The sequence below is a fragment of the Faecalimicrobium sp. JNUCC 81 genome, from assembly GCF_053667625.1.
On record NZ_CM132203.1, the window covers coordinates 1261171 to 1274103 of the forward strand.

A 12933-nucleotide genomic window follows, 5' to 3' on the forward strand; every position below is an offset into this window, starting at 1 on the left:
GTAAATTATATCCTAATCTATATGAGTTTATTTTTTTAGAAAATATGGAATCTAATAGTTAAAAATAAATCATAAGTTTATCGAATTAAAAATATAAAAATATGTATAAAATCGAGTAACATTAAAAAGATAAAATGTTATATATATGAATTAAAATGATACTTCTTGCAAAAAGTAATATTATATCATGCTAAGGAGGAATCATAATGGAAGGAAATACTAACACATCCAAAAAATTAACTCTGATATCATTAATACTGATGATATTTACATCAGTATTTGGATTTGCTAATGTATTTAGTGCAGTAGAACCAGCTCTAGGAGGTAGAATCTTAGATACCATATTCATGATAGCAGGTTCTGTTGCATTCTCAATAGTTGCGTTAATATTATACTCTATGTATGAAAGTAGATATTTAAATAGAAAATAGTGTAGTAAGTTAAAGCATATTATTTAGTTTTAATTAAAACTAAAATAACATGCTTTATTTTTATTTTAGCTAAAAAAAATAGTAATAAATTGAGATTATTTTATTTTAAAAAGGTATTGTATTAATAAATATTTTAATGTAAACTATAATGGAATATCTGAAAAGATAATAAATTATAATATCTGGAGGGGTAAAATGAATTATATAATATCAGATACAATAAGCTTTTTATCTAAAACATTTCCAAAAATATATTCAAGCCTTTATCTAGAGTATCTAAAACAATATGCAAGTACGTATAATGTAAATAAAACTCAGTTAAGAGCTTTACTATTTATAAAAAATAATGGATCTATAAGTATGACTGATCTATGTTCAAAGTTAAACATAGAAAAAGGAAGTTTAACTAGCATGGTAGATGATTTAGCGCAAAAAGGATTTGTAATTAGAGAAAGAGATTTATCAGATAGAAGAAAATACTTAATTAATACTACAGAACAAGGAAATGAGATTGCTCTAGACTTTATGGAAAAGTTAAGCATTAAGTTAGAAGAAAAGTTTTCTAAATTTAGTGAGGATGATAGAAATAGATATATCAATGCTATAAATACCTTACAAGATATTTTAACTAAAAATGGAATTAAATAAAAAAGCAACCTAAATAGGTTGCTTTTTTATTTAATTAGTAGAATTAGATAATTTTTTATTAAATAATTTTACATATTCTTCAAGACCTTCTTTAAGTAATGTTGCAGCTTTCAATAAATCATCTTCATTAAGTATATAGGCAATCCTTATTTCATCACGGCCAAGGCCTGGTGTTGCATAAAAACCTTCAGCAGGACATGTCATAACCGTTTCACCATTTTTGCTAAAATCTTTAAGCATCCAAATGACGAAATCTTCTGAATTTTCAATTGGCAATTTAGCTAATATATAAAATGCACCAGTGGGTTTTTTACATATAACTCCATCAACTTTCATTAACTCATTATATAGCATATTTCTTCTATTTTCATATTCTTTATTAACTTCTTCAAAATAAGAACTAGAAGTTTTATAAAGCTGGGTAGATCCGACTTGCTCTAAGGTAGCAACACAAAGTCTTCCTTGGCATAGCTTAAGTATTTCAGCTATAAGTCCTTTGTTTTTACAGCTTATAGATCCTACTCTAGCTCCACAAGCACTATATCTTTTAGATACACTATCTATAATAATAACTCTATCTTTTATTTCATCTATATTTCCAAAACTTGTATACTCAAGCCCATCGTAAACAAATTCCCTGTAAACTTCATCAGCTATTATCCAAAGATTATGTTTGATAGCTAAGTTTGCTATCATATAGATTTCATCTTTTGTATAAACTGTTCCAGTTGGATTGCCTGGATTAGAAAGTAAGATACCTTTAGTATTAGGGGTAATTAAGGATGTTATATAATCTCTAGATGGAAGATGAAAACCATCTTCAGCGTTAGTAGTAATAGGCTTTATATCAACATTAATAGATTGGCTAAAGCCGTTATAGTTAGTATAAAAAGGTTCTGGGGCTAGTAGATTATCTCCTGGATCGCATATAGCCATCATGGTGAAAAGTAAGGCTTCACTTCCACCATTTGTGACAAGTATTTCATCATCCTCAAAATACATATCGTATGTAGCGTAGTAGTCTTTTAGTGCTTTTATTAGTTCAGGAATGCCAGGTGATACAGCATACTCTAAAACTTCGTTATCAAAATTTTTTACTGCGTCGAAAAAACTTTTAGGAGTTTTAATATCTGGTTGACCTATATTTAAGTGATAAACTTTAATTCCCCTAGATTTTGCATCAAGTGCATAAGGAACTAGCTTTCTTATTGGAGAAGATTGCATAGAACTAACTCTCTTTGAATATTTCATTAAAAATACCCCCTACTAAATTAATATAGAAGACTAAAATTATAATGCGTATCCAAGTTTATAGTAGCATAATTAAAATTAAAAATCACCTAGAAAGTAGCAATATAGCCAATGTATACAGTACTAAAAAATCACCAATATATAGTTTATTTAATTTATAGAAAAATTAAATAAACTATATATTAATTAAAATATAAAAGTTTACAAAATGCATTACTATATGATAGATTATGATAAGAATTGGGTAATATAATTTTTATAAAGATAGTTAAACTAAGGAGGAATAAATGAAATTTATATCATGGAATGTTAATGGGATAAGAGCTTGTGTAACTAAAGGGTTTTTAGATTATTTTAAGGAAGTAGATGCAGACATATTTTGTTTACAAGAAACAAAACTTCAAGAGGGTCAAATAGATTTAGAGCTTGAAGGATATCACCAATACTGGAATTATGCACAAAAGAAAGGTTATTCAGGAACTGCTATATTTACAAAAGAAAAACCTCTAAATGTGTATTATGGAATAGGCATAGAAGAACATGATACTGAAGGTAGAGTTATAACTTTAGAATTTAATGATTTTCATTTTGTAACAGTATATACTCCAAATTCACAAAGTGAGTTAAAGAGACTTGAGTATAGAATGAAGTGGGAAGATGATTTTAGGGATTATTTAGTTAGGTTAGATAATATAAAGCCAGTTATAGTATGTGGAGACTTAAATGTGGCTCACGAAGAAATAGATTTAAAAAACCCTAAGACTAATAGAAAAAATGCAGGATTCACAGATGAAGAAAGAAATAAATTCAGTGAGTTTTTAAAAGAAGGGTTTATAGATACCTATAGACACTTTAACCCATCAAAAGAAGGAGCATATTCTTGGTGGTCATATAGATTCAATGCAAGAAAAAATAACTCTGGATGGAGAATTGATTATTTTGTAGCATCTAATAAATTAGAAGATAGATTATTAAGTGCTAATATTCATAATGAAATATTAGGATCAGATCATTGTCCAGTAGAGTTAGTTATTAAATAAATATAAAAAATTAAAAAATAATTAATAAAAAATCATATGTACTAATATAATATAATATCGAACCGCTAGATTTAAAAGTTTTGCTAACACGCTGCTTAGGCAATATATGTTAGTGAGAACAAAAATGATTACTCATATTTGGCTTAAAGCGGATTTTTATAATTAGGGGGATACGTATGAAGTTATTAGATCTTAAATATAAATTAGAAAAAGGAAAATCATTAGGAGCAGAAGTTGTATATATAAAAGAAGATAGTCTTATATGTGGGGTAGGCTCTATTTATAAAGATTGTGAAAGTCAAAATATAACATTATTAAGGTCAAAGGAAGAAAGTGTTAAAGTAAATGACTTTATGAAAATATTAGATGGATTGTATGCGAGTGTAGGAGATGTAGATATTTTTATTGGAAATAATGAATACAGTAGAGAAACTAAGAAAGAAATTAAAAGTGTAGAGTTTGCTCAATATGAATTAATAAAGATGTTATTTGTAAATATATAAAAAGATAGACTATTTATAGTCTATCTTTTTTTATATTTTGTAGCTTCTATTAAAAATTGATTAGTTTTTCCCATTTTATAAGCAAGGTCAATTATTTTTTTATCTTCCTTAGATAATTCTCTATCTAACATTTTGCTAAACTCGTTAAATAATTTATCGTAATCAACTACTTTCTTAGGACTACGCTTAACACTAGATGGCTTAACAGTAGTGTATATATAAGTATCAGGAACAATACTTGGATTATAAATTCTCATAAAAACTTGTGCAGTATAGTATGCGTCATTTAATGCATTGTGATAAGATTTTTCTTGCGTAACACCTAAGATATTTATAGCATTTTGAAGACCGATACTTTTACCAACCGGGTTATTGAAATGCTTAGACGCATGTTGTTGAATATTAATATATTCCTTAGGTAAAGATTTTGAAGGTAAATCATAATACTTTATATTTCTGTATAACTCTTTTAAGTCACCAGTTCCCCATACACATAAAATCGGTTCTTTAGAAGATATAAATTTTTTAAAATCTTTATAAACTTGAACAAATCCTGGTGCATCTGAAACATCTTTCATTGTAATTCCAGTCATTTTTCCAACAAAAGGATGAATTCCTTTATATATTTCAGGTTTTATAAAACTATTAAATGTATCTATTATATTAAAACTACTATCTAATTTAATTGCGCCAATTTGTACTATTTCAAAAGGACATCTTTCATTAGATACAGTTTTATTAAGTGATTTATCAAAACCTTGATTAAATTCTAAATCAAAAACAATATATTCCATGGCATCTTTCTCCTAAATTATCTTATGTTAATTATATAATAAATTAACTTATAAAGTAAAATAAATACTTACTCTTTAGTATACCCTATATTTATAAAAATGTTAAATTATTGTAGAAGTGATATGTATAATTAAAAATAAAAATATTGCGAACTTTTTAACGCTAATATATAATAAGTATAAATAAATAAGCGAACAAAAAATGTATATACAAAGAAAGTATACGAAACAACAAAAAAGTATCTTAAGACGTGTTTCTTTTTATTAAGTTATAAAATATTATATCAATAGATTGGGGGAGTGGTAATATGAAAAAATTATTATACACTATAGCAAAAGAGAATCATAATGAAAAAGATTTAAGAGAAATTTTAAGTAAAAATGAAAACATCAAGTTTGTTTCTTTAATGGGAGTAGACCTAGGAGGAAATGCAACAGATGAAAAGATACCAATGAAATTGTTTCTAGATGATATAGATGACTTTTTAGAATCAGCTATACAAACAGATGGATCTAGTGTTGAGCTTCATAATATAGCGACACTGAATAATGCTAAAGTAGATTTAATGCCAGATGTTGATAGTAAATGGTATATAGATTATAATTTTGAACATATTGATGAAGAACTTAACTTACCAGTAGGTACATTAAAAATACCTGCATTTTTAATACATGATAATAAAAAAGTATGTTCAAGAGGTGTACTTAAAAAGGCAGAGAAAAACTTTAGAAAATCTCTTTTAGAATTATTTAAAGAATATCCCCACCTTATAAATAATATCGGAATAAAAGACGTATCAGACATCGAGGAAATAATATTAACATCAGCTACAGAATTAGAATTTTGGGTAAATACTCCAGAAGATAAAGCTGATTTAGAAAAATTATATGTATCGCAAAGCTTAAAAGAACAATATTGGAAAAGAACTCATGGTATTATAAGAACTTGCTTAGAGAAAAGTTTAATATTACTTGAAAAATTAGGTGTAAATCCAGAAATGGCTCATAAAGAAGTTGGTGGTATACATCGTTCTATAAGCATAGATGGTAAAACGAATCATGCAATGGAACAATTAGAAGTTTCATGGAAATTCTCAACTCCACTTCAAGCAGCAGATACTGAATTACTAGCAAGGGAAGTTATTGAAGATGTTTTTGCATCAAACGGATTAGAAGTCACTTTCAAAGCAAAACCAATACATGGAGTAGCTGGAAGCGGAGAACATACTCATGTAGGTGTAAGTGCTAAATTAAAAGATGGTAGTATAAAGAACTTATTTGCACCAAAAGATATGAAAGAAGATTACTTAAGTGAGATAGGATACGGAGCGCTTATGGGTATACTTCACAATTATGAAGTATTAAGTCCAATAGTAACATCATCAAATGATGGATTTAATAGATTAGTACCAGGATTTGAAGCTCCAGTTTGTATAGTTACATCTTTAGGACATTCTTATGAAGTACCATCAAGAAATAGATCTGTACTTGTTGGTTTAGTAAGAGATATAAAAAGTCCAAAATCAGTAAGACTTGAACTAAGAGCGCCAAATCCTTTATCAAATACTTACTTAGTAATAGCAGGATGTTACCAAACAATGTTAGATGGTATAAAGGCAGCCGCTAAAAGTAAATTAAATACAAAAGAACTTGAAAAAGAACTATCTAAAGATGTAGGGGAAGAAAGTTTTTATCTAGACAAAAATAGAGCATACAGAGATGAACAAGATGTATTTGAACATTATTCATTAGAAGAAAGAAATGAAAGATTTGGGGCACCACCAGCTACTGTATATGAAACTATGAAAAACTTAGAAACTTATTCTTATAAATTAGAAGCTTTAAAACAAGGGGATGTATTTAATGATGCTATAATCAACTCATTTAAAGCAGGTGCTATAGATAGATGGACTAAAGAATTAAAAAATAGAATAATTCAAGATGATAAAGAGACTATAGTTTCGTATGTTAAATTACATAATAAAGAAAATATGGATGCATTAGATGAAGTAGTGTGGAATTCAATATCAGATATTAAGTTCAAGGTAATGAAAGACACATTGACTAAAACATCATTATTTACTCAAATAAGAGATGCGATAGAGTGCAAGGATTATAAGAAAGTATCTGAGTTACAACTTGAATTAAATATTGAGATGGAAGAAATAGAAAAGTTATATATGCAATATAAGAAAAACATATATTAATATAAATAAAAAAGAAGAGTATAACTCTTCTTTTTTATTTTAAGTAAATTATAATTTTTAACTATCATATTTTAAATACTAAATGAACTAGCAAGCTTATAAATAATAAGTAAGCATAAATATTAATTGAGGAATTAGAAATTATATTTTTTGATGGGAAAAAATTAAACTTAATTATAAAAATTAGAACAAATATAATAACATATCCTGTATTAATAGAAAAACCATATATACTATAAAGAGCTAATATATGAATTATAGCAAATATCAAAATCATCAATATAAAGAACGAATTATATTTAGTTAATACAGGTAATATTTTATTGATGATTTTTTTTAGTTTTAAATTATTAGATATATAGTAAATATCTCTAAATAAGTACATTAAAGTATATAATAATATAAACACTGAGGATATAAAGCCAGATAAAATAGCCAAATCTTTAATCATTTATAAATCCCCCTTTTCCTATTACTATATAATATTTAAATATATTAAATATGTGAATAAATAATATATTTAAAATTGTTCTTTAATGCCCTTTGAAATTAAATCAATAGCTATATCAGGAACTACAGCTAAGTCTTCTGTATTAAAATAATAAGTTATATTTGAATCAAATAATATATTTGCATTTGCCTCAAATTCATCATCTTCAAACCAAATAATAAATATCATAAAAGTATTACCAATAAAATTAAATTTATAAGCTAAATCACCCATATTTACTTTTTCAGCCCCTAAATTATCCATAAAAGTTTTATACTTGTCTATACAATCAGAAAACTCATAAGCTAATCTTTTTATAGTTCTATTTAGAAAATTATTATAGTAAACGTTTCCACCAGGTATTTCTTTAAATGTAATAAATTTATTAGTAGGAAGTGCACCCATTGCGTTTGATAAATAGCGAGTAATTATAATATCTAACTCTAAACTATTAGATTTTTCTAAGATTTTGCCACTTGGGTACTCCATATTAAACATATTATTCATAATGTTAATTTCAAATATAGATAAATCTTTATTAAATATAATATTACTTAATTTAGCTATATTATAAGGGTCTAGACTTTTAATTTTTTCTCTAGAGTAGTCAAGAGCTAAACTGTAGTTATTTTTTTTTACATAATTCATATTTTTACCTCCCACTAATAGACTAAAAATTCTAAAAACATAGAAAAACTATAGATAATTTATTGCGAAACATATAGAAAACGTTTTATAATAAAATTAAGAAAACGTTTTACATAAGGTTTAGGAAAAACACTTTATAGGGATATATTTACATTATATCTTAAAAATTATCTTAGGGGGTATTTGTATGAATAAAAGAGGGGTTTTAGCACTAAGTATGGCTGCTATGATGTTATTTTCAGCTGTAGGGTGTAGTTCATCATCTGATAAAGGAAGTAAAAGTGAGGGAGCATCAGACCTTCCAAAAATAGGTGCTACAATATACAAATATGATGATAACTTTATGTCTGCAGTACGTAGAGAATTAGAGTCAAATGCAAAGGATAAAGCGGAACTAATAATCAATGACTCGCAAAATGATCAAGCAAAACAATTAGAACAAATTGATACAATGATAGCAAAAGGTGTTAAGGTATTAGCTATAAATTTAGTTGATCCAAAAGCTGCAACTACAGTTATAGAAAAAGCTAAATCTGCAGAGCTTCCTGTAATATTCTTTAATAAAGAACCAGATAAAGCTGCTATGGAGAGTTATGATAAAGCTTATTATGTTGGAACAGATTCAAAGGAATCAGGCGTTATACAAGGTGAAGTTATGGCTAAACAATGGGATGCAAACAAGGAAAAATGGGATAAAAATGGAGATGGAAAAATTCAATATGTAATGATAAAAGGTGAACCAGGGCACCCAGATGCTGAGGCAAGAACAGAGTATTCTATAAAAACACTAAATGAAAAAGGAATAGAGACAGAAGAGTTAGCTGTGGATACTGCTATGTGGGATGCTGCAAAAGCTACTGAAAAAATGGATGCTTGGTTAGCTAAATTTGGAGATAAAATAGAATTTGTAATTTGTAATAATGATGGTATGGCTTCTGGTGCAGTCGCTTCTCTTGAAAAAGAAGGATATTTCTCAGGAGATAAATTTATGCCAGTTGTAGGAGTTGATGCTATACCAGAAATAATAACTCTTATAGAAAGTGATAAAGTAATAGGAACAGTATTAAATGATGCTGTAAATCAAGGTAAAGCTGTTATAGATTTATCTGTAAATGCTGCCTCTGGTAAAGATGTAGTTGAAGGAACTGAGTGGAAATTAAATGATAAAGTTCTTCGTGTTCCTTATGTTGGAATAACAAAAGAAAATATAGGAGATGCAAAATAATATAATACATAATTAAGTAGTAACTAAATAGTACTAATAAACCAAGAAGATTAAATTAATCTTCTTGGTTACGTCTAAAGGAGGCGCAACTTTTGGAAAATATAAATAATAAATTTGTATTAGAAATGAAAAATATATCGAAAGAATTTCCAGGAGTAAAGGCTTTATCTAATGTAAACTTAAATGTTAAACCAGGGACAGTTCATGCCTTAATGGGTGAAAATGGAGCTGGTAAATCAACATTAATGAAATGTCTATTCGGTATATATCAAAAAAATTCAGGTCAAATATTTCTAGATGGTAAAGAAATCAATTTTCAAAATACAAGGCAAGCCTTAGATAATGGAGTATCTATGGTACATCAAGAGCTAAATCAGGTTAGACAAAGAAATATATTAGATAATATATGGTTAGGAAGATATCCTAAACATGGGCTATTTATAGATGAAAATAAAATGTATGAAGACACAATAAAAATATTTAAAGATTTAGATATTAATTTAGACCCACGTCAAAAGGTAAACTCTTTATCTGTATCACAAATGCAAATGGTAGAAATTGCAAAGGCTGTATCTTATGATTCAAAGGTAATTGTTATGGATGAGCCTACATCGTCTCTTACTGAAAAAGAAGTAGAACATTTATTTAGAATAATAAATAAATTAAGAAAAGATAACGTAGCTATAATATATATATCACATAAAATGGAAGAAATATTAAAAATATCTGATTATGTAACAGTAATGAGAGATGGTCAACTAATAGATACCAAAGAAGCTGGTGAATTGACAATAGACAATATTATTAGCATGATGGTAGGAAGAGATATGTCTAATAGATTCCCTAAAAAAGACAATCATCCAGGGGAAGTAATATTAGAAGTAGAGAATTTTACAGAAGAAAATAAATTTGGTTTAAAAGATGTTAGTTTTAGCTTGAAAAAAGGAGAAATCCTTGGTATAGCAGGATTAGTTGGGTCTAAGAGAACCGAAATAGTAGAAGCTTTATTTGGAATGAGAAAGCTTCAAAATGGAACTATTAGATTACATAATAAAATAATTGAAAATAAAAATCCAAGACGTGCACTTGAAAATGGATTTGCACTAGTTACAGAAGAAAGAAGAAGCACAGGAATATTCCCTCAGTTAAGTATAGAATTTAATTCTATTATATCTAATATGAATTCCTATAAATCTAATGGATTATTTTTATCAAACAAGAAAATGTCAGGAGATACTAAATGGGTAATAGACTCTATGAATGTAAAAACACCATCACAAAAAACTCCTATAGGAAGTTTATCAGGAGGTAATCAACAAAAGGTTATAATAGGGAGATGGTTACTCACAAATCCTGAAGTTCTTATGCTAGATGAACCTACTAGGGGGATAGATGTAGGTGCAAAATATGAAATATATCAATTAATAAATGACCTTGCAAGCAAAGAAAAGGGAATAATAATGATAAGTTCAGAAATGCCAGAACTTATAGGCGTAACAGATAGAATTTTAGTAATGAGTAATGGAAGAGTTGCTGGAATTGTCGATTCAAAAGATACTAATCAAGAAGAGATAATGAAATTATCAGCGAAGTTTTTAGAGGGGGATAGTTATGAAGTCTCAAGTTAAAGAAACGATAAATAATAAAAATTCAATAAAAGAATTTATTACAAATAATGCAATACAATTAGTTTTAGTAGCATTATTATTTATAATAATATTTATAGAACCAAGTTTTCTTTCTGTAAATAACATTAGAAACATATTAGCACAGTCATCTATACGTGTAATAATTGCACTGGGTGTCGGTGGAATAATAGTAACTCAAGGTACTGACCTTTCTGCAGGGCGTATAATTGGTTTAGCAGCAGTTGTATCAGCATCACTATTACAAGCTACTGACTATGCGTATCGTATGTATCCTGATTTGCAAAAGATGCCACTTGTAGTACCGATAATAATAGCAATGATATTATGTGGACTTATGGGAGCTTTAAATGGTTTTGCAGTAGCAAAACTTAAAACGCCTCCATTTATAGCAACTATGGGTACAATGCTTATAGTATATGGATTAACATCATTATACTTTGATAGACCACCATATGGGGCACAACCTATAGCAGGTCTTGACGCGGCATTTACAAAGCTTGCTCAAGGAAACATAGGTACAGGAGATTTTAGAATACCATATCTTATAATATACGCAATAGTAATTTCTATAATAATGTGGTTTGTATGGAATAAAACTAAGCTTGGTAAAAATATGTTTGCAATAGGTGGAAATCCAGAAGCAGCAGAAGTTTCAGGAGTAAACGTTGCAAGAAATATTATAATAATATATGTAATAGCAGGTGCATTATACGGCCTTGCAGGATCACTTGAAGCGGCTAGAGTTGGTAGTGCTACTAATAATACAGGATTTATGTATGAAATGGATGCAATAGCAGCTTGTGTAGTTGGAGGAGTATCTTTTGCAGGAGGAGTTGGTAGTATAGGTGGTATTATAACAGGGGTTTTAATATTCCAAGTTATAAACTACGGACTTGCATTTATTGGAGTAAGTACTTATTTACAATTTATAGTAAAAGGTTTAATTATAATAGCAGCAGTTGCACTTGATACTAGAAAACATATTAAAAAATCATAAAATTCATATAAAAAATTAATTAGTAAAAACATAACACTCATATAAATAAATTCAATAAAAAAGGTCCTTTTAGAGGGCTTTTTTTATTGAATAGAAAGTATAAATTTTAAGTGAATAAATTTACTTATACAAAAAAAGTAATAAGTTTAATAAAATTTGTCAATATTAATAGATAGTGGAAAAAGGAGTGAAAAAATAATGAGTAAAACCAGAAGTAAAATGATGATATTAATAATATTATCGATATGTTTTTTTATTTTAGGAAATAAAAATATAAATACATATGCATTAAATGAAAAAACTAACATAGATTTATTAATTGAAAATAAAAAAGCTCAAGAAGAGCTAAGGATAAAGATCAATGATTTAAAATCTAATTTAGAATCCAAGAAAAATAATATTGAAAAACTAGAAAATAAAGAAAATACATATACAGAAAACAGTGTAGAAGTTGTAAGTGTAAGTTTTGTTCCAGAAGGTCTAAAAGATAAAAATTATAGTGAAAAAGAAGAAATAGAAAGCTTAGCAAGTACAAAATATGAACTTGAAAAACAACTAGAAAATTTTGTTATAGATAGTATAAAACTTGAAAAATCAATAGAAGAAGAAAAGTTTGCGTATTTAGAGGAAAACAATTTACAATTTATAAATGGTATATGGCCTCTTCAATCTTATAAAGAAATTAGTTCACCATTTGGGGAAAGAGTACACCCTATAACAGGAGAAGTAAAATTTCATAGGGGAATAGATATACCAGCACCAAAGAATACAGATATATTATCTTCTGATGACGGTATAGTAATATTCTCAGGGAGTCAAAATGGCTATGGAAATGTAGTGAAAATTAAACATTTTGATGGTAAAAAAACCGTATATGCCCACAACACTTCTAATGTAGTTAAAGAAGGGGATATAGTAAAAAAAGGACAGGTGATAGCAAAGGTAGGAACAACAGGTGATTCTACGGGAAATCATGTACACTTTGAAACAATAGTAAATGATGAAAATATAAATCCTATTAATGCAGTTAATAAATAAAAAATAGAAGGG

Annotated in this window: 12 protein-coding genes; 9 read left to right on the forward strand and 3 right to left on the reverse strand. The window is 27.6% G+C overall.

Features of this window, described 5'->3' with window-relative positions:
• Nucleotides 1-206 precede the first annotated feature (206 nt).
• Together JNUCC81_RS06335 and JNUCC81_RS06340 are read left to right on the forward strand one after the other, a co-directional pair.
• Nucleotides 207-431, forward strand: coding sequence for a hypothetical protein (locus tag JNUCC81_RS06335; protein WP_454095814.1), 225 nt, complete (start codon nucleotides 207-209; stop codon nucleotides 429-431).
• Nucleotides 432-626: 195 nt separating this feature from the next.
• Nucleotides 627-1079, forward strand: coding sequence for a MarR family winged helix-turn-helix transcriptional regulator (locus JNUCC81_RS06340; protein ID WP_208333391.1), 453 nt, complete (start codon nucleotides 627-629; stop codon nucleotides 1077-1079).
• Nucleotides 1080-1109: 30 nt separating this feature from the next.
• On the opposite strand, the gene JNUCC81_RS06345 is transcribed toward JNUCC81_RS06340, so the two are convergent.
• Nucleotides 1110-2330 (reverse strand): pyridoxal phosphate-dependent aminotransferase, encoded by a 1221-nt coding sequence (locus tag JNUCC81_RS06345; protein ID WP_454095815.1) that lies wholly within the window; start codon nucleotides 2328-2330, stop codon nucleotides 1110-1112.
• Between the two features lie 287 nt (nucleotides 2331-2617).
• Here JNUCC81_RS06345 and JNUCC81_RS06350 point away from each other — a divergent pair, with 287 nt between their 5' ends.
• Together JNUCC81_RS06350 and JNUCC81_RS06355 are read left to right on the forward strand one after the other, a co-directional pair.
• A complete protein-coding gene (locus JNUCC81_RS06350) occupies nucleotides 2618-3370 on the forward strand; it encodes an exodeoxyribonuclease III (RefSeq protein ID WP_454095816.1) in 753 nt (250 codons plus the stop codon).
• Nucleotides 3371-3546: 176 nt separating this feature from the next.
• On the forward strand, nucleotides 3547-3873 hold the full coding sequence (locus tag JNUCC81_RS06355; protein ID WP_454095817.1) for a hypothetical protein: 327 nt from the start codon (nucleotides 3547-3549) through the stop codon (nucleotides 3871-3873).
• A gap of 20 nt (nucleotides 3874-3893) precedes the next feature.
• On the opposite strand, the gene JNUCC81_RS06360 is transcribed toward JNUCC81_RS06355, so the two are convergent.
• Nucleotides 3894-4667 (reverse strand): exonuclease domain-containing protein, encoded by a 774-nt coding sequence (locus JNUCC81_RS06360; protein WP_454095818.1) that lies wholly within the window; start codon nucleotides 4665-4667, stop codon nucleotides 3894-3896.
• A 308-nt stretch (nucleotides 4668-4975) separates the two neighbouring features.
• Between JNUCC81_RS06360 and JNUCC81_RS06365 the strand changes: the two genes are divergently transcribed.
• A complete protein-coding gene (locus JNUCC81_RS06365) occupies nucleotides 4976-6874 on the forward strand; it encodes a glutamine synthetase (protein ID WP_454095819.1) in 1899 nt (632 codons plus the stop codon).
• Between the two features lie 520 nt (nucleotides 6875-7394).
• On the opposite strand, the gene JNUCC81_RS06370 is transcribed toward JNUCC81_RS06365, so the two are convergent.
• Nucleotides 7395-8012, reverse strand: coding sequence for a DUF3786 domain-containing protein (locus JNUCC81_RS06370; protein WP_454095820.1), 618 nt, complete (start codon nucleotides 8010-8012; stop codon nucleotides 7395-7397).
• A 187-nt stretch (nucleotides 8013-8199) separates the two neighbouring features.
• Between JNUCC81_RS06370 and mglB the strand changes: the two genes are divergently transcribed.
• The 4 genes from mglB (at nucleotide 8200) to JNUCC81_RS06390 (ending at nucleotide 12921) form a co-directional block, all read left to right on the forward strand.
• On the forward strand, nucleotides 8200-9237 hold the full coding sequence (gene mglB / locus JNUCC81_RS06375; protein WP_454095821.1) for a galactose/glucose ABC transporter substrate-binding protein MglB: 1038 nt from the start codon (nucleotides 8200-8202) through the stop codon (nucleotides 9235-9237).
• 92 nt (nucleotides 9238-9329) lie between these two features.
• Nucleotides 9330-10865: a galactose/methyl galactoside ABC transporter ATP-binding protein MglA gene (mglA, locus tag JNUCC81_RS06380; protein WP_454095822.1), complete on the forward strand. Its 1536-nt coding sequence runs from the start codon at nucleotides 9330-9332 to the stop codon at nucleotides 10863-10865.
• On the forward strand, nucleotides 10849-11883 hold the full coding sequence (gene mglC, locus JNUCC81_RS06385; protein ID WP_454095823.1) for a galactose/methyl galactoside ABC transporter permease MglC: 1035 nt from the start codon (nucleotides 10849-10851) through the stop codon (nucleotides 11881-11883). Before mglA ends, mglC begins: the two co-directional genes overlap by 17 nt.
• A 198-nt stretch (nucleotides 11884-12081) precedes the next feature.
• A complete protein-coding gene (locus JNUCC81_RS06390; protein WP_454095824.1) occupies nucleotides 12082-12921 on the forward strand; it encodes a M23 family metallopeptidase in 840 nt (279 codons plus the stop codon).
• Nucleotides 12922-12933 lie beyond the last annotated feature (12 nt).